This is a genomic window from Chryseobacterium polytrichastri (assembly GCF_900142445.1).
GTDB lineage: Bacteria > Bacteroidota > Bacteroidia > Flavobacteriales > Weeksellaceae > Chryseobacterium > Chryseobacterium polytrichastri.
The window spans coordinates 1-25441 of sequence record NZ_FRAV01000018.1 but is presented as its reverse complement, the minus strand read 5'-3'; the positions used below and the strand labels follow the sequence as shown (position 1 = coordinate 25441).

The window sequence follows — 25441 nt, the reverse complement described above, 5'->3', positions numbered from 1 at the left end:
TTCAACAAGCTCGGTGTGATAGCTTTGCGCCTTTTTTAATTAATTTAAAATTTATTTAGCCCAAATCAACTTGTCCTTCTCTACAAAGATCTAGGATTTCGTCAACTTTCTCTATTGTTAAATTTTCATGAAAGAATTTTCCTAACTGCAACATTGGCGCATATCCACAAGCCCCAAGACATTCAGCCGGTTTTAGGGTAAACATACCGTCTTCAGTAGTTTCTCCATCCTTAATGTTCAGTTTAGTTCTGATATGGTCTAGGATTTTTTCGCTTCCGCAAACCATACAAGGTCCGGTTCTGCAAACTTCCAAGACATATTTACCAACCGGTTTCATATTGAACATGGTATAAAAAGTAGCTACTTCATATACTTCAATTGGCTTGATACTTAATAATTCAGCAACATAATCCATCACAGGAACGTCTAACCATCCTCCGAATTCTTTCTGTGCTATGTGTAGAACAGGAAGAAGAGCAGATTTTTGTCTACCTTCAGGATATCTCGTCATAATTTTATGTACCTGTGCTAAACTTTCCGGTTTAAAAGCTATTGTTTCGCTCATATTTAAAGATTTTAGATTTTAGATTCTAGATTTTAGATGAAAAATCATAGTCTAAAAATCTTATCATTTTTTATAATTTATCTTGAACACTTATTTTAGATTAATTTATAATCTAAAATTTATAATTTCAATTATGCGTCTAATTCTCCCGCAATAATATTCATACTACACATTGTCACAATCGCATCAGAGATTACAGATCCTGTAATCATCTCAGGATAGGCTTGGTAGTAGATAAAACATGGTCTTCTGAAGTGTAGTCTGTAAGGACTTCTTCCACCATCACTCACTAGATAGAAACCTAATTCTCCGTTTCCACCTTCTACAGGGTGATAAACTTCACCTTTAGGAACATCAGTTTCTCCCATTACGATTTTGAAATGGTAAATTAATGCTTCCATTTTGCTGTAAACATCAGCTTTTTCCGGTAAATAGAAATCAGGAACATCCGCGTGGAATGGTCCTTCAGGAAGGTTATCGTATGCTTGATTGATTATTTTAAGGGATTCCCAGATTTCCTGTTGACGAACCATGAAACGGTCGTATGTGTCACCAGAAGTTCCTACTGGAATAATAAAGTCGAAATCTTCGTAAGAAGAATAAGGTTGTGCAACTCTTACATCATAATCTACACCTGCTGCACGTAAATTTGGGCCTGTAAAACCATAGCTTAATGCTCTTTCTGCAGAAATTGCTCCTGCTCCGATGGTTCTGTCCATAAAGATTCGGTTTCTTTCTAATAATTGACCGAATTCTGCAAATCTTGCAGGGAAAGTTTTTAAGAAATCTTTCAGTAACTCATGGAATTTTGGAGTGAAATCTCTTTCAAAACCTCCGATTCTTCCCATATTGGTTGTCATTCTTGCTCCACAAATCTGCTCATACATATCATAAATACGTTCTCTTTCGATAAACATATAGGTAAGACCTGTAATTGCTCCTGCATCCATTCCGGTTACCCCATTACAAATAAGGTGATCACCGATTCTTGCTAATTCCATCAAAATTACACGCATGTAATCTACACGCTTAGGAACTTCAACTCCAATTAGCTTCTCAACTGTCATATGCCAACCTAAATTGTTGATTGGTGCAGAGCAGTAATTCATACGGTCGGTAAGGGTAGTGATCTGAGAATAATTTCTTTTTTCAGAAATCTTTTCAAATGCTCTGTGGATATATCCCACGGTCTGCTCTGCGTGAAGGATTCTTTCTCCGTCCATCGTTAAGATATTCTGGAAAATCCCGTGAGTAGCAGGGTGAGTAGGTCCTAAATTAAGGGTGTATAATTGACCATCAATTTGCTCCTTACTGTCGTACTGGTTTAGTATATTAGATAATGAGTTATCTTTCATAATATAAATGCTTTAGGCGCTAGGCGTTAGGCTTTAAGCTTGCTGCTTATTGCTTATTGCTTATTGCATTATTTTTATCTTCCGAACATGCTATCGTTCTTGTCTGTTCTTGTGCCATCTTCAAGACGATACTCTTTCAACATTGGGTGGTATCCAAGATCTTCCATATTTAAAATAGCTCTAAGATCAGGGTGTCCTTTAAATTTAATTCCGTAGAAATCAAAAGTTTCTCTTTCCATCCAGTTAGCTCCGGCGTATAATTCTACAAGAGAATCAACTTCGATATTTTCTCTGGACATAAAAATCTTCAAACGGATTCTGAAATTGGCCATCATATTATGTAAATGATATACAACACCTATTTCTTTCTCCGGAAATTCTGGGTAATGGATTCCACAAATATCTGTAAGGAAATTAAACTCCAACGATGAATCTTTAAGATAGTGAATGATCTTTTTGATATCCTCTTTCTTCACTTCAACCGTTAGCATTCCGTAAGGTTCTGAACTTGAGATTACAGATTCCGGAAATTCTCTTGTGATTGCTTCTAATACAAATTCGTTCGTCATTTCCGTTAGTTGCTTATGTTGTAAGAATCTAATAATTTCTGATACTCAGGCATATCTCTTCTTCTGATGCTTTCGCTTTCTGCTAAAGCCTGAACCTGCATTACACCTTCAATAATCTGCTCCGGTCTTGGCGGGCATCCTGGAACGTAAACGTCAACTGGGATGATTTTATCAATTCCCTGTAAAACAGAGTACGTATCAAAAATACCACCACTTGAAGCACAAGCTCCAACAGCAACTACCCATTTTGGCTCAGCCATTTGAGTGTATACTTCTTTTAGGACGGGGCCTAATTTTTTAGATATCGTTCCACAAACCATCAACATATCTGCCTGTCTTGGTGAGAAAGAGTTTCTTTCCATCCCAAATCTTGAAGCATCATAAGTAGGGTTCAATGTAGCCATAAACTCGATACCACAACAAGAGGTTGCAAATGGTAAAGGCCAAAGAGAGAACTTTCTAGCCATCCCGATTACGCTGCTCAGTTTCGTTGCGAAAAAGCCTTCTCCTTCAAATCCTTCGGGAGCAGGTGCATCTGTTCTTATTACTGGTTTTTGATCTGACATAATTTCTTCTTCTTAAGTTTTATTTATTTATCCCAATCTAATGCGCCACGCTTCCAAACGTAGAAAAATGCTACGAAGAAAATTGCTACGAATGTAAGTACAGCAAAGAATCCTTCAAATCCGAATTCTCTGAAGTTAACAGCATACGGGTAAAAAAATACGATTTCAATATCGAATAATACGAATAATACCGCAGTCAAGAAATACTTGATAGAAAACGGCGTTCTGGCATTTCCTTCTACAGGAACTCCACATTCCCAGCTCTGGTTTTTAACAGAATTTCCTTTTTTCTGTTGTGGACCTAGAAAATGCGCTCCAAGTAATGAAACTGCTACGAAAGCAACCGCAACACCGGCTTGGATAAGGATTGGAATATAACTTTCAGGTAAATTCATTTTTACATTATTATCTCAATTTGCAAATTTAGCGAATAAAGAATAAAGCATGAAATTAATAACCTTAAAAGTGGGATTAAAATTAGGAAAAGTGGTAATTTAGAATCAATAAAAATAGCTGCTATTTCCTCATTTTTTTAAGGAGAGTATAGGCCATAAAAGAGATATAAGCAAAAAGAATACTTGCATATAGAATGTTGACAACGGTATTTGTTCTATCGTCTTTGATGGCAAAAAAGAAGTTATAAACAATAAATCCTAAGATTAAACTTGCGAAAATAAGGAGTTGCGGCTTCATTATTGGGTGGTAGGGTTTGAGAGTTTTAGGGATGAAGTTATTGAGTGTGTTGAGAATAGGCTAAGAGTACTCATTACCAATTATTCATTACTTATATTCAAAGAATATGTTCTTCTTCTTTTGTGATTTACAGGGTTGTAATCCTGCCAAAGAACCTGTACACTTTTATTTTCTTCTAATTCTGGGTTGGTTTCTGCAAAATCAATTCCCATACTTGTAAATCGAACAAATATTTCTTTGAAAATAATAGCAGTTACGCCACGTCTCTGGTATTCAGGGTGAATTCCTATAAGGTAAAAGTTTGCTCTGTCATTTTTCTTACTGGCCTGTAAAAAGTGCCACCATCCGAATGGAAACAATTTACCTTTTGATTTTTGTAAAGCTCTTGAATATGAAGGCATTGTGATGGCAAAAGAAACCAATTCCTGATTTTCATCAACAACACAAATCACATAGTTTTTATCGATAAAAGGGAAGTATTTTTCTCTGTAGGTCTGGATTTGTTCATCAGAAATCGGAGTATATGTTGAAAGATGTTTATAAGTTTCATCCAACAATTTAAACATAGGTTCTACATAAGGTAAAATTTCTTCTTTTGACTTGAAATGTAATACTTTAAGCTTATATTTCTGAGCAATTAAGCCACTGAATTTTTCTACTTTTGCAGGTAAAATTTTAGGGAAATTCATTTCAAATTCTACCCATTCTTTCTCTTTTGTCAGTCCAAGTTCTTCAAGATGTTTAGGGTAGTATTCGTGATTATAAATTCCAATCATTGTTGCCAGTTTATCAAAGCCCATCGTTAGCATTCCTGCCTTGTCAAGATTGGTGAAACCCATAGGGCCTTCAATTTTGTCGATGTTGTTTTCTTTAGCGTAGTCTATTGCTTTTTGAATTAAAGCTGCTGAAACTTCTTTGTCATCAATAAAATCTATCCATCCGAAACGAACTTTTTTGATACCTAATTCTTTCTCTTCCTTATGGTTAATAATAACTGCAATTCTTCCTACTACTTTGTTGTTTTTTATTGCTAGAAATTGTTTTGATTCTGAATAGTTTAAAGCCGGATTTTCTTTAGAGTCCCAAATTTTAAATTCATCCTTAATAAAAGAAGGAACATAGTAAGGATTGTTTTTATACAAATCCATTGGAAACCTTACAAATTGTTTTAATTCACTTTGGGTTTTTACTTCAATAATTGCAACTGTAGACATAGTTTAATAGGGCTAATTGTAGAACAAATATAAATAAATAAAATGTAATACTTTGGCACAGTTTTTACATCTTAAAGCTTAAAAATACACATAAAAATTTAATAAAAATGATTGGTTATTATATTATTATTGGTATTTCAATGTTGGTAAGCTGGTATGTTTCATCAAAATTGAAATCCAAGTTTGCTTATTATTCTAATGTACACCTTAGAAATGGACTTTCAGGAAAAGAAGTTGCTGAAAAAATGTTGAGAGATAATGGAATTAATGATGTTCAGGTGATTTCGGTTCCTGGACAATTGACGGATCACTATAATCCTGCAGATAAAACAGTTAATCTTTCAGAAGGTGTTTATATGCAGAGAAATGCTGCTGCTGCTGCTGTTGCTGCTCACGAATGTGGTCATGCGGTGCAACATACGGTAGGGTATTCAATGCTTGAACTGCGTTCTAAATTGGTTCCTATCGTTAATATCAGTTCTAATTTAATGCAGTTTGTTCTTATTGCCGGTATTGGTATTATGGCTGCAACCAGATCTATAGATAATCCTAATGGTAATACTGCTGTTTTGGCAATCGGAGTTTTAATGTTTGCTTTTACCACTCTTTTCGCTTTTGTAACACTTCCTGTGGAGTATGATGCAAGCAATAGAGCAATGAAATGGCTTAAAGATACGGGAACTGTAACTTCTGATGAATATGTTGGTGTTCAGGATAGCTTAAAATGGGCTGCAAGAACATATGTTGTCGCTGCTATCGGTTCATTAGTACAGCTTCTTTACTGGGGATCTTTATTGCTGGGAGGAAGACGAAATTAATCAGTAAACTCAAAAGAAATATTCTGCATCTCTGTCAATTTGTCAGAGATGCTTTCTTTTTGTGCTATTTTTAATGAAGCGGTGAGAATGCAGTTTTCATTGGCGTCAAAATTTAAAACCTTCGCATCAAATTTAGATAGCAAAGTGAAGATGATATTTTGTTGATTAAAACTAAATTGAATCTCTATTTGTGTTTCTAATTCTTTAGTGATAATATTGGCTTCTTCTAATGTAATCTTTGCACATTCTTTGTACGCTTTTACCAAGCCTGAAACCCCTAATTTTGTTCCCCCATAATAACGAACTGAAATCACCAAAACATTAGTGATCTCATGAGCTAATAATTGATTGTAAATTGGTAACCCGGCACTTCCTGAGGGTTCACCGTCATCATTCGCTCTGTAATTTTCTCCATTAAGACCCATTCTGAAAGCATAACAATGATGCGTAGCTTTTGGATGCTCTGTTCTTATTTTTTCTAAAGCAGCTTTGAGTTCTACTTCATTATTTATCGGAAAAGCAAATCCGATGAACTTGCTTCCCTTTTCTTTTAATAAAGTATTTTCTATGGGTTTTTCAATGGTTTTGTATTCGAACTGCATTATATCCTTATTTCTTGTAAAACTGGATTGAATTGTCTCTAAAACGTTCAATCCTATTAGGTTTTAAATCAAATTCCGGAGCCTTTGTTCCATTCTCCAGCTTCAAATTTTCATTTTTAATAACAATGGCTTCATCCCAAAGATTGGCATCAATGAACTGCTGTAAAGTAAAACTTCCGCCTTCAATAATTACAGATTGAATTTGTTCTTTATATAAAGCATTCATTAGATCTGATAAGAAATTCTCTTTTTTAATTTTAATAAAATGAATATTATTTTCTGTTCCTTCTTTTATTGAATTGAAAACTAAAGTTTTTGCTTCATTATTAAATATTTTAAAATCTATAGGAACTTTTAAATCAAAATCAATTAAAATTCTCACAGGATTTTCGCCTTCAACATTTCTCACGGTCAGACTTGGATTATCATTCAAAGCAGTTTGGGTTCCAACTAATATAGCATGTTCGTCGGCTCTTAATTGATGAACGAATTGATTCGCCAAAGAATTTGAAATAGAGTAGGGTTTGAAATCTTTATCCATAAACCGATCTCCGGATTCTGCCCATTTTAAAATGATAAAAGGCCTTTGCTTTTCATGATAGGTGAAAAATCTTTTATTAAGTTCAATGCATTCATTTTCTAAAACACCAGAGATAACTTCTATTCCGGCATCCTGAATGATTTTTTTACCTTTCCCATTTACTTTGTCATGAGAATCCATTGCTCCAATCACTACTTTTTTAAAACCAAGTTCTTTTATTTTTAAAGCACAAGGCGGAGTTTTTCCATAATGGGCACAAGGTTCAAGGGAAACATAAATTGTGGATTCAGAAATGAGCTCTTTGTTTTTCACTGAATTAATTGCGTTGATCTCTGCATGAGCTTCACCTGCTTTATGGTGATAACCTTCCCCGATAATTTCTCCATTATGAACAATAACGCTTCCGACCAAAGGGTTTGGATATGTTTTGCCTAAAGCTTTTTGAGCTAATTCAATACATCTTTTTATATATAATTCGTCCTGCATAGTAATGAAAAAGGCGAAGACAAATTTCTTTGCTCCGCCTTTTTTTAGATTTTTTAATTATTTTATTCTCCAGCGATAATGTTGTGAAGATTTTGTTTTAAAGATTCCAAATGAGCTTTCTTTTCATCAATCATAATGAAAGTGTCTCTTAACATAGGGTTTTCTCTTGAAGGTTTGTTGAAGAATGCTAAGTTGTTTTCTAATTTTACGATTTCAGCTTCAAGATCCGAGATTTGGCTCTTTATTTTTCTTGCTTTGTCGGTCAATTGGTTTTCAGAAAGTCCCTCTTCTTTAAGTTCAAGTTCATTGATTTTATTCAATTTCAATTTCTCTCTCAATGTTTTGTTGAATTCAGAATTGATGGCAATTTTATCTCTAGGAACTTTTCCAATGTTGTTCCAAGCAGATTTTATAGCTTCAATTCTTTCAACACTTCCTTCTTCATCTGAAACTGTTTTTAAGTCTTCAAGAATCTCTTTTTTATGCTTGTAATTTTCTTTCCAGTTATCAGTAGAAGCGTTACTTTTTTCTCTGTAGTTGTTGAAGAAAGTATTACATGCATCACGGAATTCGTCCCAAATCTTATTTGTCATGCTCTTTGGAACGTGACCAATTTTTTTCCAGTCTTCCTGTAATTTTTTGAACAATGGAACTGTGATATCCCATTCTTCGTTATTCATATTGTCTTTTGCAGTTTGGATCAATTTTAACTTTTCATCCAAATTAGTCTGCTGAGATCCTTTTAAAGACTTGTAATAATTGTTTTTAGTAGTATTAAAAGCTCTTAATGTTGTTTTAAAATCATTCCAGTTTTGATTGGATAATTTTCTTGGAACACTTCCGGTTTTTAAAAACTCTGAACGTAGGTCTTCAACTCTTTTAATTGAGTTTTGCCAATAGCTATGATTAGGATTATCAGAAGGCTCAGAAAGTTTTTTAATTTCTGTAATAATCTGATTTTTCTTTTCAAAATTTTCAGTTTGCTCAGATTCTATGGCTGCAGAAAGTTCAGACTTTCTTTCATGAATTTTATTGGAAATTTCTTTAAACTCTTCCCAAGTTTTTTCACGGAATTCTTCTGCTACAGGCTCAGCTTCCTCTTTCCAAAGTTTATGAAGATATTGTAATTCATTTAATGCTTTTTGAATTACAGGTTCGTTTTGTAATTCTTTTGCACGAGCAATAATGTGTTGTCTTTTTTCAAGATTGTGGCTGTATTCCTGCTCTAAAAATTCTTTATTCAAATCCAACATTTGATAAAACTGATTCAAATGGTGGAAATAGTTATTGTTAAGGATTTTGAATTCAGATTTTGCAACTTGTCCTGCATGTGACCATTCTTCTTTTATCTCACGAATAGATTTGAAAAGGTTAGTTCCTGCTTCAGAATTAGTATAAAGGTTTTTAAGTCTTTCAATGATGTTCTGACGGTGGTCCAGATTTTTTTTCTGTTCTTCCTCCTGTCCTTTTTGAAAATCATCGTGCTTTTCTCTGAAAATATTAATCAGGGCCGAAAATTTTGCTTGTGAAGGGTGCTCGTAACTAAAGTTTTCAAGAGCATTTCCGCCATCAGTATATTCGTGTTTTTTGTCTTCCACTTCATCGTGGATAAAATGACTTGCTTTTTCTTTTAATAGATTGAATTTTCTAAAATCTTCACCTGCGTTAGGTGTGTTGATGATTTTTTCCATTTCTTTCAAAGCATCACTTAGTGTAATATCAGTATCTGCATGCTCTTCATGATGTTCTGCTTCATCTTCATGCGCATTTTCTTCTGCAGGTACAGTGTTTTCTGATGTTTCTTCTTGAGATACTTCGGTAGAAATTTTATTTTCTTCGTTTTCAGAAAGATTATTTTCTGTTGTCATAGCAAATCTTATTATGTGAATGGAGTTAATATCCTCTAAAAATAGCGTAAAAGCCAATTAGAGTACTAATTTATGTTATTTTTTTTGAAAATTCCAAATTTCCCAAGCTTTTTCTGCTTGCTGTTCAAGCATGTAATATCCGTTCACGGTTTTTGCTCCTTTTTCTGAAGCTTTAATGATGAATTGAGTGTAGTTTGGATTGTAGATAAGATCTATAATTAAATGATCTTTCGAGAGTCCTTCAAAAGGGAAGTCTAAACAGTCTTCCACATTGGGGAAAGTGCCCACAGGAGTACATTGAATAATGATTTTGTGGTTTTGAACGGTTTCTTTATCTAAGTTTTCAAAGTTGATTTCTGAGTTTCTAGAAATTATTTTTGACGAAATTCCGTGCTTGTCTAAAGCATACTTTACCGCTTTTGCAGCACCACCATTTCCTAAAATTAGAGCAGAATCCTGATGTGATTTTTTATGAAGAAGCAAAGTCTTTTCAAAACCAACTGCGTCTGTATTATAGCCAATTTTTTTACCATCTCGAATTAAAACACAGTTTACAGCACCAATTTTTTCAGCTTCATCACTTAACTCATCCAAATAATCAATGATTTTTTCTTTGTAAGGAATCGTTACATTAAAACCTAGAAGATCAGGTGTTGAAAACAAGCCTTCAACTTCATCAATTTCGTTTAAATCGAAAATGCTATAAGAATAATCTTTTAGCATGAGCTTTTGAAATTTATCTTCGAAAAATTTTTTGGAAAAAGAATAAGAAATATTTCTTCCTATTAATCCTAATTTTTTATTGGAATCCATCTATCAAAAATAAAAAAAAGACCGAATAAATCGGTCTTAGTTTAAAAATATTTTTTTCTGTTATTCTACAACAAATTTTGTAGCAATAAGATCTGTTTTAAGAACGTAATTTCCTTTTACAAGTCCTTGAAGATTAATCTTATTTGAATTTTTAAAAGGATTAGCAATCACTTGAATTAATTTTCCTGAAAGATCATAGATCTCAGCTTTAGAAATTTTAGTTAAGTTTTCACCTTTTACAAATAGTTCGTTGTTCTTAACTGGGTTAGGATAGATGCTGAATGCTTTTTGTTTTGTAGTTTCAGCTGTTCCTAATGTAGTATTACAAGTCCAAGAAAGGTCGTCGATTGCAACTCTATTTGATGATATAGGATTTACAATTTTAATAATAATATCTCCGCTTATATTAATATTATTAATTGTAATTGGTGTTGTTGGAGATGTGGAAGAATAAGGTATTGTTCCCACAGTTGTACCGTTTATTTGAACGTTAAGATTACCTGGATTACCTGCAAATTTTAATTGAGCTTTTACAGATAGACTTTGAATACCTCCAGAAATTGTAGAACTAGTAAGACTTCCATCTCTAATCGTAATTGCTTTATTATTAATGGTTTGATCTACTCTTGAGTCTGTTGCCGTCCATGTAATTCCATTATTGGTCCATGTAGCTGTAAGATAGGTGTTTGCTGCACCTGTGATCATTTCAAAATCTTCTGTGCCACAGCTTCCTCCAGCGGGTCCATTAAGTGTAGTCTCAATAGCATTGTTACTTTGAGGAGAAGAGTTTCCTGCAGCATCTTTAGCAATTATGTAGAATGTATATTGTGTAAGAGGAGATAATCCTATTACTGTAGTAGATGTTGATGTTCCTGCTACTGTAGCTTTTAAAACTCCATTTGCATAGATTTCATACGATGTTACTGCAATATTGTCTGTTGCCGCTGTCCAGTTTAAAGCAATTGAATTTGAAGTTGGATTGTTCGCTACTAAATTTGTTGCAGCAGTTGGAGGTTGGTTATCTACTACTACAGTTCCCCAAATTTGATCAACATATTCCGGGTGATCAATATATGGATTTCTGTTTCCTTGGTATACATAAGAAGCATTGTTTCTTATTTCCTCTGCAGAAGATACGGGATCTAAAGCATTCCAAGCTAGTAATTGATTAAGTTCCCATTGCTGAAGTCCTGGAAATGCAGAGCCTCCAAGCATATTTCCTGAGCTAAAACCTGCAAGTTGAGATTCATATCTCGTTACAAAATAAAGAATCATCCTTGCGATATCCCCTTTGAATGCATCAATAGGTTCAAATACAATCCCTGAATAATTTGGGGATATAGAAGTTCCTAATTTAGATCCGTTCAATGATGTGAAAGATGCAGATCCTACTTTACCATAAGGATAGTTAGATCTCATTCCATTTACTTTTCCGTCAGTTGCACGAATAAAATGAATGTCAGATCTCATGGGTAAACCTTGATTAAATAAACTCTGAGGAACAACGTGTTCTCTATTGTAGCAGTTTCCTTCGCTGCTGTAAGTTCCACATTGGCTTGTTCCATAATTAAAATTATATGGATCTGGACCTGTTGGGTTTTCAGAATACATATCTAGGATTGTTCCGTCATTTTCGTAAGTTCTATCAATGTCGGTTGTTTGATAACCAGCCCATAAACCATTATAACCATTGTCTTGGTGGCCATTTGTGATAATTTGACTTAGTTTAGTCTTCAGAGCGGGTCCGGAGAGTCCGGTAGTTCCGTTGTAATATCCCGTAGGGATTTGAGCAAATGCACTCATAAATGCAAAGCTCAAGAAAAAAGAAAATAAAGTACGTTTCATTTATAAAAAATTGGGACGTAAAGGTACCTAAAAATTAAAAAAAGTATTTATTAATTTTTAGTAATATACTCTTTGCTTATTTTTGAAAATACCCAAGAAATAATGAAACCGAATAGGGAAGCGGTAATAGCTACTGTAAAATAATTTTTCCCAACTATTCTTACAGGGAAGGGAAGGGTTTCATTGGCTTTGAAAAACTCTGTATAAAGTTGGAAATAGCAAAGTGCTGTACCCAAAATTAATCCGGAGATAATACCTAAAACGACAATAAGACCTCCTGTATAGAAATAAATTCTTCTTAAGTGGCTTAAAGGGAATCCTAATGAAATTAAAGATTTGGCCTGTTCCTTTTTGTCGAGCTGTAAAATAATGATGGCTCCGGCTAAATTGAAGGTTGTAATAAAGATCACCAATGCAAAAATCAGATAGATGAATAACTTTTCAGTATTGATCATTTTCCAGAAGGCTGCATTTTCTTCTTCTTTGGTTTTGATTTCAATATTTTTACCAAGAGAAGAAAGGAGCTTTTGCTTTACTGCATCTGTATTATCAGGGTTTTTTAATTTAATGACAATCTGATATGCAGAGTTTTTAGGTAAACTAAGTAATTCCTCTGTGAGTTCTATGGGAGAAATAATGTAATTGTCTAATTGATCCTTTCCCGGAAATATTCCGGTTACCAAGATGTCTTTTTTGTTGTAAATATCTTCTTCCTTGTTAATGATACCTGTTCCCGGTTTTGGCATGAACAAAGTTGCATAATTACTTGAAGAAGCTACCGGAATAGATAATCGGTTGTTTAAAGAGTTTTCCATTAATACTTCATTCGAGTATTCAAAACTCGGATAAGATCCATAAAAAACATCTTTATCAATCGGGTTTACCTTGGTATAGGCAGAATCAACACCTCTTAAATAGGCAATGTCTCCTTTTCCGTTATAGCTGATATAAATTTTTTCCTCAATAACTTTTGAAAAACTACTAATCTCCTTGTCTTTTTTTAAAATTTCGTCAATTTTACTAAGGTTCTTAATCGTTTTTCCGCTACTGCTTTTGATCGTTAAATCTGCATGAAGATTAGAAATAAGATCTTTATTAAGATCTTCAAGTCCTGAGAATACAGAGATAATTACAAACATTGCAGTTACAGCAACTGTCATTGCTCCTACCGCCAGCCACGTAATAAACGTAACGGCAGTACTCCCTTTTTTAGATAAAAGGTAGCGTGAAGCTATGTAAAATGCAATGTTTTTCAAAATTTATAAAACGGGATTATCTCCTTCGCCTCTTAATTCTTTTTCAAGTTTCTCAACATCATCAAGGGCTGTGTCTAGATAGAAATTAAGCTGCGGAATGATACGCACCTGCTTACCCATTTTCTGACCAATAAAATTTCTGTACTGCGTTTTATTTTCTTCAATTTCCTTCATAATAGAAGTTCTGAATTCCTGAGGGAATATGCTTAAATAAATTTTGGCAATACTCAAATCCGGAGTTATTTTAACATCCGAAACGGATACTAAAAAACTTTGCTTGCTTTCTGCAGCTTGTTTTCGGAAAAGTTCTGCGAAATCTTCCTGTATAATCTGTGCTACTTTTCTTTGTCTGTTACTTTCCATAAGTTGTGCAAATTTAGTACTTTTGTTTGAATTGCTATTTGAAATTTGATACCATTATCAAATTTAGGACTTAATTATATTTAATTTTATTTATGAAGCTAGAACATATTGGTATCGCAGTGAAATCTTTGGGCGTTTCTGATGAACTGTTTACGAAACTATTAGGTAAAGAATCTTACAAAAAAGAATCCGTAGAAAGGGAAGGAGTAGTGACTTCTTTTTATGAAACCGGAGAAAGTAAAATTGAACTTTTAGAGGCCAGTAATCCTGAAAGTCCGATCTCTAAATTTATTGATAAGAAGGGAGAAGGTGTTCATCATTTGGCTTTTGGCGTTGAAAATATCATTGAAGAGATAAAAAGATTAAAAAAAGAAGGATTTATTTTCATCTCAGAAGAACCTAAAGAAGGTGCTGATAATAAATTGGTTGTGTTCTTACACCCTAAATCTACCAATGGCGTGTTGGTAGAACTTTGTCAAGAAAAGCATTAAAAAGTTTTGTAGTAACGGAAATTTTACTATTTTTGCAATCACAAAATTTAACCAAGTTTTGAGGTCCTATAGCTCAGTTGGTTAGAGCACCTGACTCATAATCAGGTGGTCCCTGGTTCGAGCCCAGGTGGGACCACATAATATCAGCCACTTACAGTAATGTAGGTGGTTTTTTATTAATATTAAGAACATAGCTATGAAGTATTTTTATTTTTTAATTCTATTATTTTTTCAATCATTTTTAATAGCACAAGTGCCTGAATGGGTTGTGCCAATCAGGGATATAGATAAAGAATCTATCTCTGATGTTGTAACGGGGTCAGATGGAAGTATTTATGCTGTAGGCCTGTTCGAAGGGCATGTTGATTTTGATCCTGGGCCTGGTGTTTATTATCTGAATACCTTTACACAGGATAAAGGTAGAATATTTTGCATAAAGCTAAGTCCAAATGGAAACTTAATCTGGGCAAAGCAGATGGGAGGTAATATTATGGGGGAAATTACTGATGATGAAAAGCTTCATCCTAAAATTGCTATTGATGGTGCTGACAATATATATATAACAGGATTATGTTTTACAAATGTAGATTTGGATCCAAGTCCATCAGGTACATATTTTATTCCTGGATCGGGAACAAATTCAGTCTTTCGTTTTGTGGGGAAATATAGCTCTAATGGAAACTTTATATGGGCGAAAAAAGTAGGAGGAGAAGATACCTCACTAGCAAGGATTAATAGTATGAAAGTTGATACTACTGGAAATATATATATGGGTGGTGACTTTAAATATACCATAGATGTAGATCCTGGGCCAGGTATTTATAATCTTACTACAGATGCTCAATCTGATATGTTTTTCATGAAACTGGATACTAATGGAAATTTTGTATGGGCGAAGCAAATTGGTTCTCTTGGAAATAATGACAAGATTGAAAAGATGGTTATTGACGGCCAGAATATTTATATTACAGGATATTTTAATGGGCAAGTGGATTTTGATCCAGACAGTTCTGTACATCAGCTTCAGTCTCATGCGCTTGGGGACGCTTTCGTTGGCAAATATAATCTTTCAAATGGTGGTTTTCAATGGGTAAGGTCTTTTGCCTCAAATGACTTTGCTTCTGGTTATGTTATAGACGTGGATGAAACTGGCAACGTATACAGTGCCGGAACATTTCAAGGTACTGTTGACTTTGATCCTAATGCCAACAGTACTTTTAATATGACATCTATAGGGCCGTCCAGCATTTATTTCTTGAAACTGAATTCTGCAGGACAGTTTGTTTGGGCAAAAAACTTTGGAGCAATGGGAACTTTGGGTTTTGCATCCAGTGAATTTCCCTATTCTTTAGCAGTAAAAGGAGGTAAGGCGTACCTTGCGGGATATTTTCTTACGAGTATGGATTGTAATCCTGATGATAATGCTGAGAATTGGATATATGCTAATGGAGGAAATTACGATATTTTCTTTATCGCTCTCAACGCCAGTGGAAACTTTTTATGGGCTAAGAGCTATGGAGGAGAACTTCATGATTATCCTTATTCTATTCATATTGATGCAAACAATGATATTTTATTATGTGGAAGGTATTCTAATAAGGTGAATTTTTATCCAGGTATAAATTTTGCGCCAGTTAGTGGAGTTTATGATGGTTTTTTATTAAAACTAAATAAAAATGCAAATTTAAAAGCCGATGAATCTGATTTTAATGGAAGTTTAAAAATTTACCCAAACCCAACAAGTGATGTCATTAATATTAGCTCCGATTCAAAAATTTTAACTGTAATGGTAAACAATTCTGAAGGAAAGTTGATTCTTTCAAAAAAAATTAATAATAGTTCAACAGTATTTAGTATAAAAGATTTACCATCTGGCGTTTATTTTGTAAATATTATAACCGGGTCTAAAAATTCTACACATAAAATTATTAAAATATAATTCAATATCAACCACTTACAGTAATGTAGGTGGTTTTTGTTTTATATCAATTCATTATTATATGGAATATAAAATAGTTTTTTCAAAGAACTCAACTGATATAGTTGATAGTTCAGGTTCTATAATTTTTAAAACAGTTTGTAAGACTTATTTTTTTAAAAGAAAATATTTTGTGTATGATAGTACTGATAATCTACTTTTAGTTTTTCAGAAAACTGATTTTTTATTAATCTTTCTTAAAACTAAAATTCTCCTTAATAACTTAGATCATTCATTTGAATATAAGAAAAGTGGATTGTCATATTTTTTAATAATGAATGATATTACTATTACGTTTAGAGGAATGTTGGTGGGATATTTAAGAACCCAATTTATAGCAGACAATAAAATTATAGGATATATTAATGAGGAATATGAGTTTCCCAACAATAAGATGAATATTACCTTTATTAATGAAGACAGATTAAATCAATATTGTTTAATTTTATTTATAATAGCTACAGTAAATTATTGGGATTCACACTAGTGAATATTTAAAGTTCTTGTAATACCTTTCATTTAAATAATTATAAATAGTCTCATTTTTTGGAATATGTATTTTAAAATATTTACACATTATCAAATGTTTATGTGATATGAAAGGTTTATATCAATTCATTATTACATGCAATATAAAATAGTTTTTTCAAAGAACTCAACTGATATAGTTGATAGTTCAGGCTCTATAATCCTTAAAACAGTTTGTAAGACTTATTTTTTTAAGAGGAAATATTTTGTGTATGATAGTGCGGATAATTTACTTTTAGTTTTTCAGAAAACTGATTTTTTATTAATCTTTCTTAAAACTAAAATTCTCCTTAATAATTTAAATCATATATTTGAATATAAGGAAAAAGGATTGTCGTATTTCTTACTAATAAATCGAATTACTCTTAAATTCAAAGGACAAGTAATCGGTCTTTTAAATTCTGAATTTAAAGTTAATAATACGATAGTAGGCCATGTTAAAGAGATACCGGATTCTATTAATAACAGTATGATCTTTAATTTTCCAGAGGATAATGAAATCAATCAATATTGTTTAATTTTATTTACAATAGCTTCTACAAATTATTGGGATCCACACTAGCCAATAATTAAAGTGAATAAAATCCCTAACTTTGTATTTTCCAATACATATTTGGAAACAGGAAAACATAAAACAACAAAAAAATATAACAATGTCAATAACAAATGAACATGAATTAATAGGGATGCAAAAGGCGAGTGAAGCTGTTGCGTACACCTTAAAAGAAATGATTCATTATGCTCAGCCGGGCATGACAACAAAGGATCTTGATGAATACGGTGCAAAGATACTTTCCGACTTCGGTGCAAAATCTGCTCCCTATTTAACCTACGGATTTCCGGGTTGGACATGCATCAGTGTGGATAATGAATTTTGCCACGGTATTCCTACAGATCAACGAATTTTGAAAGAAGGAGATTTAATTAACATCGATGTTTCTGCAGAGTTGAACGGGTTTTGGGCTGATAACGGAGGCTCTTTTATCATCGGCAAAGATATTAACCAACATCAAAAATTGGTCGATGCTTCTAAAGATATTTTAGAGAAAGCAATCAATAATATAAAAGGTGGTGTAAAAATAGCGGATATCGGATTTTTAATGGAAACAGAGGCCAAGAAAAGAGGTTTTAAAGTTATTAAAAATTTGGGTGGTCACGGTATTGGAAGAAGTCTCCACGAAGAGCCGGATGAATTACTGAATTACAGAAACCGTTTTGATAACAGACGTTTCAAGAAAAATTCTGTGGTGGCAATTGAAACGTTTATTTCAACTTCTTCAAATTTAGCAGTAGAACAGAATGATGGCTGGACAATGGTTGGGAACAAAGGCGGATATATGGCACAACATGAACATACGATTGTGGTGACTGATGGAAAACCAATTATCTTAACACAAATGAATGAGATATTGAACTAAGAAACTCAAATCAGTTTTTATAAATAAGCTTCACTAAAAATATAGACACTTGCAGAAATGTAAGTGTTTTTTTGTTTTTATAGTGTTGATTATTAATGATTTTTAAATTTAAATAAAATCCTTTCCAACCTTTTGTGGGTAACCAGCATCTTTATAGATATAGACATTTATTAACCTCAAACATATTATAAGATGAAGAACATATGCCTGAAACTTTTGCTGTTTTTCCCGATGTTATATTGGGCGCAAATACCGATTATTGAGACTCCAGATACAAAAGGAGGATTTGAGAATAATAATAAGGTTATTCTTCAGAAACTGAATATCGAAACCAAAATTACGGGTGGAATTTCCACGAACGTTATCACCATGATTTTTAAAAATAATTCTAACCGATTAATGGAAGGCCGATTAACTTTTCCGCTTCCAGAAGGAGTAAATGTAAGTGGCTATGCGTTGGATATTAATGGAAAGCTACGAAATGCAGTTCCTGTAGAAAAAGAAAAGGCTAAGGAAGTTTTTGAAACTATTCAAAAAAGAAATATAGATACTGGAATTTTAGAAAAAGTGGAAGGAAATAATTTCCGTACAAGAATTTATCCGATCAATGCAAATGGAGGGGAAAGAACCGTTCAGATTTCTTACAATTATGAACTGAAAAAACAAGGGAGTAATTACCAATATTTTTTACCACTTAATTATTCCACTGAAATTCCTGAGTTCAATATAAAAACAAGTGTTTTCCAGAATACGGTTTCCCCAGAGTTGGAAGAAAAGCCTGATGGAAGTTTTAATTTTGTTAAAAACGGAAATGTTTGGCTTGCAGAAACGCATAAAGTAAATTATAAACCGACCCAAAATCTGAAGATCAATTTCCCTCAAACTGAAGGAAGTCAAAGTGTATTGATACAGAAAGCATCGGATCATTCATCTTACTTTTTTGCTAATTTAGGAATTGATCCAAAAGAAAAAGCCAAGAAATTACCTAATAAATTAGCGATTGTTTGGGATAATTCATTAAGCGGATTAAAAAGAGATCATACGAAAGAATGGACTTTACTGGAAGAATATTTTAAAGTGAATAAAAACCTTTCGGTGAAAATTTATTTCCTTAATAATACGTTTGATGAAGGGAAAAGTTTTACAATAAACAATGGAAACTGGAATGAATTAAAATCATATTTATCTCAAGTTACGTACGATGGAGGAACCGATTTTGGACAATTAAAACCATTAAAAGAAGATGAGGTTTTATTTTTTACAGATGGATTATCTTCTTTTGGAGACCTGAAAATGAACATTAATAAACCGGTTTATACTATTTCATCATCTAATAATGCGAATTTTAATCAATTAAAATTTATCAGTAATAAAACTGGAGGTGAATTTTTAAACATCAGTGAAAATGATCCTAAGAAAGAAGTCCGCAAACTGTTGTATCAGTCTTTAAAATTTATAGGAATTGAAAATAATTCTTCATTGATGGAGGTTTATCCTTCGCTGTCACAAACGATTTCTCAGGATTTTGTGTTAACAGGTATTCTAAAAGGAAATCAAGCAACTGTAAAGGTTTTATTTGGATACGGAAATGAAGTAACAGAAACAAAAACGATTTCTTTAGATGTAAATAAACAATCTGTAAAAGATTGGGAGATCTCTCAATTTTGGGCTCAGAAAAAACTGAATGAGCTGGAAATTTTCGAAAAACAAAACAAAGATGAAATCAAAAATATCAGCAGACAATTTGGGTTGGTAAGCAATAATATGAGCTTAATGGTGTTGGAAAATGTTCAGGATTATGTGCGATATGAAATTAATCCGCCATCTGAATTGCGTGAAGAATATAATCAGATTGTAAAAAATAATCAGGCTCAAAAAGATGTTCGTGTCAGTAATCTAATGGCAAGAGCCGAAGTAATGACCGAAAATCTAAAAAAATGGTGGAATACAGATTTTAAAGAAAAGCCAAAAACATATCCAAAACCTACGCGCAATCAGTCTTCTCGCCGTGATACGATCAGCAGAGATACACAGATTGAAGAAGTTGTGATGGTAGGATATTCAGCATCAACTGAAAGAAGATCAGTGGCCAGTGCTACGAGTACTGTTGTTTCTTCTCCGGTAGCAACCCCAGCAAGACAAGCTGATGTTGTGCAGTCTCTTGCGGGAAGGGTGGCAGGAATATCCATAAGAGGAGCAGGTTCTGTGCGACGAGATTCGAAGAGTAAAGAAATTGCTGAAACAATCATTCAGAAAGGAAAAATCACAACGGTAGATGTAAAATCTGATGCTGCTTACATGAAGTTTTTTAAGTCGGCTAAAAAATCAGAGGAAATTTATGAAGTGTATCTCAGCAACAGAAAAGAGTATGTTGAAACGCCGCAATATTATTTTGATGTAGCTCAGTTGTTTTTCAAAATTGATGATAAAAAAACAGGATTAAGAGTATTGAGTTCTATCGCTGATCTTGATCTTGAAAATGAGGAATTGTATAAATTATTAGCCTATAAATTAAAGCAAGCTGAGGTATACGATAAAGAACTTTGGATCAGTAAAAAAGTGTTGGAGTGGCGACCTTTCGATCCTCAAAGTTACAGAGATTATGCGCTGGCTTTAGAAGATAATAAAGACTATCAGGGAGCTTTAGACAATTTATATAAAATTTTAAATCAATCTTATACCCGTGAAATGGCCAATCGTGATAATGGAATTGAAGAAACCATTATTATGGAGATCAATGAATTGATCAGCAATCACAGAAGTGAATTAGATCTTAAAAATATCAATCCTAAAATCATTGCAGATTTACCTGTGAATATCCGAGTGGTGATCAACTGGAATAAGGACAATACAGATATTGATCTTTGGGTAACAGATCCCAATAGTGAGCGTTGTATGTATTCTCATAAATCAACGGAAATTGGCGGAAGACTAAGTGATGATTTTACGGGAGGTTTCGGTCCGGAGCAGTTTTTATTGAAAAAAGCGATCAAAGGAAAATATAAAATTGAAACTAATTTCTTTAATGAAAATCAAGTAAGTATAGCCGGCCCAACAGCAATTATGGCTGAAATTTGCATCAATTATGCTTCAGGAAAACAGGAGAGAAAAATTGTAGTTTTCCAAAATAAAAATGAATCTGATACAAGAAATCGAGATGGGGTATTGATCGGTGAGTTTGAGTTTTAATAAGACCTTTATATATTCTACCTAAAAATAAGAGACTGATTTTTCACAATCAGTCTCTTATGATATTAAGTCAATCTATTGGTTTTAATGCTTATTCCAAAATTGCTTTAGGCTCCAAATAGGCTTCAAGACCAAAAACACCGTATTCTCTTCCAATCCCAGATTGTTTAAATCCTCCAAACGGTGCTTTTGAATCGTGGGAAAGTCCGTTGATGCTTATTCTACCGGCATCTATTTTTGAGGCAACGGCTAACGCTCTTTCTCTGTCTGATGAGAAAATATAGGCAGCCAAACCATAGGGTGTATCATTAGCAATACTTATCGCATCTTTATCATCGGTATATGGAATAATAGATAATACAGGTCCGAAGATTTCTTCCTGTGCAATACGCATGGAGTTCTTTACGTTCGTGAAGACAGTAGCTTTTACAAAGTTTCCGGCTTCGAGTCCTTTGGGTTGACCAACTCCTCCTATAAGCAGTTCAGCTCCTTCTTCCTGTCCAATTTTAATGTATTCCTGAACACGTTCAAACTGTTTCTGGTTTACCATAGGACCAACCATGGTATCTGGATCTGAAGGAAGTCCGACTTTTATCGTTTCTACAAAAGATTTTACCAATGTATTCACTTCTTCCAGTTTTGATTGAGGAACAAGAAGGCGGGTACCTGCAGCGCAGGCCTGACCACTGTTTAGAAATGCAGCAGTGATAGCAGCGGGAATTGTTATTTCAAGGTCTGCATCATCCAGAATAATATTAGGAGATTTTCCACCTAATTCAAGAGTGATACGCTTCATGTTATCTACAGCGCCTTTGGCTATGATTTTTCCAACCGCGGTAGATCCGGTAAATGATATCTTATTAATTCCGGGGTTACGTGTAAGCTCTGCTCCTACAACATCTCCTAAACCGTTGACAAAATTTACAACTCCTTTTGGTAAACCTGCTTCGTGAAAACATTCGGCGATGATTTGGGTCTGCTGAGCACTCAGTTCGCTGGGCTTTACTACTGCGGTACAACCTGCGGCAATTAATGTTGATAATTTTGTACAGATAAAACCATTGCTCATATTCCATGGGATGATGATTCCTGCTACGCCAACAGGAGTAAGGTATACATTGGTGTTTCCTGTAATTTTTTCAAAATCAAAATCTTTTAGCACTTCAATCATTGCGGTAAAGTCATTGATGGCAAACTGAATCACCATCGAACAAAACTGATAGGTTCCTCCATATTCTTCAACCATAACATCGATGAGGTCTTGTTGTCTTCGGATCACCGCAGCTCGTATTTTTTCAAGATAAGTGATGCGCTCTTCTTTTGTGGTGGAAGAGAATGTTTTAAACGCTTCTTGGGCAGCAGCAATGGCGTGCTGAGTATCTATTTCATTGGCTAAAGTTACTGTTGCTATTTTCTCATTATTAACCGGACTTAAAAGATCTAAAGTGTCCGTTCCGTTTGGAATAATGAATGCTCCGTTTACATAAATTGTTTCAATTTTTTTCATTGTATACTTAATTTTTTACTACAACAAAGTTGGGTAAGTCTCTTCTTATTTTAATTGCTGGAAAGCTCAAAGAAAGGTTTTTGAAAAGCTCATAATCAATTGCTGTAAAAAGAAAAACCATTCTGTATTTGGAAACAGAATGGCTTAGATGAGGAAGGTGAAAAATTATCGGTTTTCTATCCAGTCAACGAGCAGTTTTCTTTCTGCAAAAAGCCATTTTCCATCTTTTTTTACAAATTGGTCATAATATCTAATGGCAGCCACCATGAACTTTTGACCACCTTCTTCTTTCGTAAGATGATGTGCCATACAATACGTAATTCCTGTAGCATGATCATTGGTAATCGTTACGGTGCTTTGTCCGTTAAAATGCATTGTGGTATCATAAGTGTTTAGATTATCAAATACAGGAAACAAATCTTCTCTGTTGATAATAACCTGGGATGGCATATCTGATTTTGGATCATAATACACTTCAAAACGAGTATCTTCGGTAAAGAGAGACATCTGCCCTTGGGCGTTTCGTGTATCTGCACAATAAGCATAGCTATCTACTAATTTTCTAATAGCAGCCTGATCTTCAATTTCTTGAATTTTCTGTTCTGTAGTCATTGTATTTTATTTTTGTAAGGTTAAACTTTCTGTAGGAGTAACTCCGTATTTTTGTTTAAATGCTGTATAAAAATGAGAGAGGTTTTCAAAGCCAAGATCCAGATAGATATCTGCCGATTTTTTATTCTTTTTATGAATTAATTCATGGGCTTCTTCAAGTCTTTTATTTTTCAGCCACTTGGCGGGAGAAGTATTAAAAATATGAACAAAATCTCTTTTAAAAGCTGCTAAACTTCTTCCTGTCAATCTTGCGAAATTTTCTATAGGTGCATTGTAGTGGAAATTTTTCTGCATAAATTCTGCTAAATTGATCTTATGAGGTTCAGAGAAATCAAATAGGAAATCTCGCAATCCGCAATCATAATTTAAAAGGAGTTCTATACATTCTGAGATCTTGGCAAAAGACATATTGTTGGTGCTTTTTTCAGGGTTTTCCAAATAGGGGATCAGCGATTGAAAATAGCTTTGTAGAAAGACATCAGGTTGAATAACAGCCGTTAGCTTTCCTTCATATTTTTTATGAATATTGATGGAATGCAATGCAGCATATTTTTTTAAGTCTTCAGTTTTAAAAATGACAGAAACGGCCTTATACTCTCTATCATCAGTAGGGAGTTTCAAACTTTTGGCAAATTGATTTCGATGAGCCAGCAGCATTCTGTTTTTCTTCAATACAAATGTTCCTTTTTGGTTAAAAACATGGGTTTCTCCTGAGATCTGGAAGGCTAGAATGTGATCCGGAACAAATTGATCATAACCCCATTTTTCTTCTGAACTACAGGAATAAACGAATGAATTTTCGATGGATGGCGTAATCTCTTTCATGATGATTGATGGGTTAAAAGCTGTTGACGATACGTTTCATTTCTTGCTGCAGTATTAGCATCTACCGCCATAAGGAAAGAGGCTAATAAAGCGAGAGTAATGCCTGACGCTTGCCAGTTAGGAGATTTGCTTATTAAAATTAAGGCAGCTCCAATTATAACAAGAATTGGAAGTATTTTAAAAACAAGTGCGAAATCACTGTTAGACTTAGAAGTTCGTTCAATTTCCTTTTGTATAAAAGCTGAGCTGTTGGTTTGATATTCTTTTTCAAATTGGATGATCCGTGGTTTGTTGGCAGTATACAAACCTATTCCTATTGTTGTAAGCAGAAAACCTGTAATCGCTAAAGGAATAACAAAGGCTTTTGCAATCGTTGTTTTTCCTAAAAAGTAGAACCCAATAGCACTCAGGATGATTATGAAACTGAATATCCATACTATTTTTGCAGAGAAAATTTCTGCCCGTGCCCAGTCTGTACTTATTTTTATAATATCCATATCTGATGTTTTGTCTACAGCAAATTTCAATATAATAAAGATAACTACTATTTCTGAAAAGCTCAATGTGTGCTTTCTGAAAAGCTCAAAGTGGTTGGTTTCTAAAATGTCTTATGATCAGTTGATTAAAAAAATAATGATGGCCATATCAATATTATTGAGTAACTTTTTACTTGATTTTAAAACAATAACTATGAAATTAATACTGATCATTTCGTTTATATTGTTAGGTGCAAAAATGCAGGCCCAGAAAGTTTTTTCAACTCAATATTCCAGTCAGGCAGATGTAAAAGTTTTTGTGGTTGAATATGAAAGCCAGGCTGATCTTAAAGTATATAAAGTGCAATATGACAGCCAAGCCGGAACCAATGATGGCAAATGGTTTTTTACCGAATATGGGAGTCAGGCCAAAAAGAAAATATACTTTGTTGATTATGCGAGTCAGGCAGACCTGAAAATATTTTTTGTAAAATATGATAGTCAGGCGGGATGGAGAAACAATGAAAAAAAGCAACTCATGTATTAGCAGATGAGGTTACTGAATTTAAAAAAAGAGAACAGTATCATACAAAAAACCTGCTCCAAATAGAACAGGCTTTCCCTTTATTATAAAAAAACTAACTCAATCGTGTATTAAGGTTCCATATGGTTGACCTTAGTATGAACGATATCGTAATATACGTTTGGATTAGCTGCATTAGGAACCACTCTATAAGTAAATGTTGTTTCATTTAGCGTAAGAATTTCTGTAACTCGGGTCCATGCTACAGTTCCATCTGGGTTTTTAGCAACCAATGTTCTTGTTTTTCCATCTGCAGAAATAGACCAGTCTCCTTGGCTTC

The 25441-nt window shown here is 33.7% G+C and carries 25 protein-coding genes and 1 tRNA gene; 8 read left to right on the top strand and 18 right to left on the bottom strand.

Going from position 1 to position 25441, the window contains the following annotated elements; genetic code table 11:
* Nucleotides 1-55: 55 nt before the first annotated feature.
* The 6 genes from BUB80_RS12245 to BUB80_RS12220 all read right to left on the bottom strand — a co-directional run bounded on the left by BUB80_RS12245 (nucleotide 56) and on the right by BUB80_RS12220 (nucleotide 4962).
* Nucleotides 56-565, bottom strand: coding sequence for an NADH-quinone oxidoreductase subunit NuoE family protein (locus tag BUB80_RS12245; RefSeq protein ID WP_073293212.1), 510 nt, complete (start codon nucleotides 563-565; stop codon nucleotides 56-58).
* A gap of 131 nt (nucleotides 566-696) precedes the next feature.
* The gene (nuoD, locus tag BUB80_RS12240; protein WP_073293210.1) at nucleotides 697-1920 is read right to left on the bottom strand and encodes an NADH dehydrogenase (quinone) subunit D; all 1224 of its coding nucleotides are present in this window, start codon (nucleotides 1918-1920) and stop codon (nucleotides 697-699) included.
* Nucleotides 1921-1994: 74 nt separating this feature from the next.
* Nucleotides 1995-2489: an NADH-quinone oxidoreductase subunit C gene (locus BUB80_RS12235; protein WP_073293208.1), complete on the bottom strand. Its 495-nt coding sequence runs from the start codon at nucleotides 2487-2489 to the stop codon at nucleotides 1995-1997.
* 5 nt (nucleotides 2490-2494) lie between these two features.
* Nucleotides 2495-3055, bottom strand: coding sequence for an NADH-quinone oxidoreductase subunit B (locus BUB80_RS12230; protein ID WP_054512956.1), 561 nt, complete (start codon nucleotides 3053-3055; stop codon nucleotides 2495-2497).
* A 23-nt stretch (nucleotides 3056-3078) separates the two neighbouring features.
* On the bottom strand, nucleotides 3079-3450 hold the full coding sequence (locus BUB80_RS12225) for an NADH-quinone oxidoreductase subunit A (RefSeq protein ID WP_054512955.1): 372 nt from the start codon (nucleotides 3448-3450) through the stop codon (nucleotides 3079-3081).
* A 378-nt stretch (nucleotides 3451-3828) separates the two neighbouring features.
* Nucleotides 3829-4962 carry a GTP cyclohydrolase gene (locus tag BUB80_RS12220; protein WP_073293206.1) on the bottom strand — a complete coding sequence of 378 codons (1134 nt, stop codon included), beginning with the start codon at nucleotides 4960-4962 and terminating at the stop codon, nucleotides 3829-3831.
* A 107-nt stretch (nucleotides 4963-5069) separates the two neighbouring features.
* On the opposite strand from BUB80_RS12220, the gene BUB80_RS12215 reads away from it, so the two are divergent.
* Complete coding sequence (locus BUB80_RS12215; protein WP_175549603.1) at nucleotides 5070-5780, top strand: zinc metallopeptidase; 711 nt, start codon at nucleotides 5070-5072, stop codon at nucleotides 5778-5780.
* Here BUB80_RS12215 and BUB80_RS12210 read toward each other — a convergent pair.
* From BUB80_RS12210 to rbfA, 7 genes are all read right to left on the bottom strand, one after another.
* Nucleotides 5777-6382 carry an IMPACT family protein gene (locus tag BUB80_RS12210; protein ID WP_073293204.1) on the bottom strand — a complete coding sequence of 202 codons (606 nt, stop codon included), beginning with the start codon at nucleotides 6380-6382 and terminating at the stop codon, nucleotides 5777-5779. The two genes, BUB80_RS12215 and BUB80_RS12210, sit on opposite strands and share 4 nt — an antisense overlap.
* A gap of 7 nt (nucleotides 6383-6389) precedes the next feature.
* A complete protein-coding gene (gene ribD / locus BUB80_RS12205) occupies nucleotides 6390-7409 on the bottom strand; it encodes a bifunctional diaminohydroxyphosphoribosylaminopyrimidine deaminase/5-amino-6-(5-phosphoribosylamino)uracil reductase RibD (protein ID WP_073293202.1) in 1020 nt (339 codons plus the stop codon).
* Nucleotides 7410-7471: 62 nt separating this feature from the next.
* Nucleotides 7472-9277: a DUF349 domain-containing protein gene (locus BUB80_RS12200; RefSeq protein WP_073293200.1), complete on the bottom strand. Its 1806-nt coding sequence runs from the start codon at nucleotides 9275-9277 to the stop codon at nucleotides 7472-7474.
* Nucleotides 9278-9352: 75 nt separating this feature from the next.
* Entirely contained in the window at nucleotides 9353-10090 is a 738-nt protein-coding gene (locus tag BUB80_RS12195) for a shikimate dehydrogenase family protein (protein ID WP_073293198.1), read from the bottom strand.
* Nucleotides 10091-10150: 60 nt separating this feature from the next.
* A complete protein-coding gene (locus tag BUB80_RS12190; RefSeq protein WP_073293196.1) occupies nucleotides 10151-11935 on the bottom strand; it encodes an endonuclease in 1785 nt (594 codons plus the stop codon).
* 50 nt (nucleotides 11936-11985) lie between these two features.
* Nucleotides 11986-13191: an ABC transporter permease gene (locus BUB80_RS12185; protein ID WP_073293194.1), complete on the bottom strand. Its 1206-nt coding sequence runs from the start codon at nucleotides 13189-13191 to the stop codon at nucleotides 11986-11988.
* A gap of 3 nt (nucleotides 13192-13194) precedes the next feature.
* A complete protein-coding gene (gene rbfA, locus BUB80_RS12180; protein WP_066752154.1) occupies nucleotides 13195-13554 on the bottom strand; it encodes a 30S ribosome-binding factor RbfA in 360 nt (119 codons plus the stop codon).
* A 92-nt stretch (nucleotides 13555-13646) separates the two neighbouring features.
* Between rbfA and mce the strand changes: the two genes are divergently transcribed.
* The 6 genes from mce (at nucleotide 13647) to BUB80_RS12145 (ending at nucleotide 21158) form a co-directional block, all read left to right on the top strand.
* Nucleotides 13647-14045: a methylmalonyl-CoA epimerase gene (mce, locus tag BUB80_RS12175; RefSeq protein ID WP_073293192.1), complete on the top strand. Its 399-nt coding sequence runs from the start codon at nucleotides 13647-13649 to the stop codon at nucleotides 14043-14045.
* A gap of 62 nt (nucleotides 14046-14107) precedes the next feature.
* Nucleotides 14108-14181 (top strand) — tRNA-Ile (locus tag BUB80_RS12170).
* 60 nt (nucleotides 14182-14241) lie between these two features.
* Nucleotides 14242-15984, top strand: a complete 1743-nt coding sequence (locus BUB80_RS12165; RefSeq protein ID WP_073293191.1) for a T9SS type A sorting domain-containing protein — start codon at nucleotides 14242-14244, stop codon at nucleotides 15982-15984.
* Between the two features lie 313 nt (nucleotides 15985-16297).
* A complete protein-coding gene (locus BUB80_RS23400) occupies nucleotides 16298-16510 on the top strand; it encodes a hypothetical protein (protein WP_139262671.1) in 213 nt (70 codons plus the stop codon).
* A 694-nt stretch (nucleotides 16511-17204) separates the two neighbouring features.
* Nucleotides 17205-17969 (top strand): type I methionyl aminopeptidase, encoded by a 765-nt coding sequence (gene map / locus BUB80_RS12150; RefSeq protein WP_073293188.1) that lies wholly within the window; start codon nucleotides 17205-17207, stop codon nucleotides 17967-17969.
* A gap of 192 nt (nucleotides 17970-18161) precedes the next feature.
* Nucleotides 18162-21158, top strand: coding sequence for a VIT domain-containing protein (locus BUB80_RS12145; RefSeq protein ID WP_073293187.1), 2997 nt, complete (start codon nucleotides 18162-18164; stop codon nucleotides 21156-21158).
* A gap of 91 nt (nucleotides 21159-21249) precedes the next feature.
* Here BUB80_RS12145 and BUB80_RS12140 read toward each other — a convergent pair whose 3' ends face one another.
* The 4 genes from BUB80_RS12140 to BUB80_RS12125 all read right to left on the bottom strand — a co-directional run bounded on the left by BUB80_RS12140 (nucleotide 21250) and on the right by BUB80_RS12125 (nucleotide 24665).
* A complete protein-coding gene (locus BUB80_RS12140) occupies nucleotides 21250-22665 on the bottom strand; it encodes an aldehyde dehydrogenase family protein (RefSeq protein WP_073293186.1) in 1416 nt (471 codons plus the stop codon).
* 165 nt (nucleotides 22666-22830) lie between these two features.
* Nucleotides 22831-23277, bottom strand: coding sequence for a nuclear transport factor 2 family protein (locus BUB80_RS12135; RefSeq protein ID WP_073293185.1), 447 nt, complete (start codon nucleotides 23275-23277; stop codon nucleotides 22831-22833).
* 6 nt (nucleotides 23278-23283) lie between these two features.
* Nucleotides 23284-24102 (bottom strand): helix-turn-helix domain-containing protein, encoded by an 819-nt coding sequence (locus BUB80_RS12130; protein ID WP_073293184.1) that lies wholly within the window; start codon nucleotides 24100-24102, stop codon nucleotides 23284-23286.
* Nucleotides 24099-24665 (bottom strand): hypothetical protein, encoded by a 567-nt coding sequence (locus tag BUB80_RS12125; protein WP_139262669.1) that lies wholly within the window; start codon nucleotides 24663-24665, stop codon nucleotides 24099-24101. Before BUB80_RS12125 ends, BUB80_RS12130 begins: the two co-directional genes overlap by 4 nt.
* A 127-nt stretch (nucleotides 24666-24792) precedes the next feature.
* On the opposite strand from BUB80_RS12125, the gene BUB80_RS12120 reads away from it, so the two are divergent.
* Nucleotides 24793-25125: a 7(1) septoil knot domain-containing protein gene (locus BUB80_RS12120; RefSeq protein WP_073293345.1), complete on the top strand. Its 333-nt coding sequence runs from the start codon at nucleotides 24793-24795 to the stop codon at nucleotides 25123-25125.
* Nucleotides 25126-25232: 107 nt separating this feature from the next.
* Here the strand turns inward: BUB80_RS12120 and BUB80_RS12115 are convergent.
* On the bottom strand, nucleotides 25233-25441 hold a 209-nt coding region (locus BUB80_RS12115; protein WP_139262667.1), incomplete at its 5' end, for a DUF4822 domain-containing protein.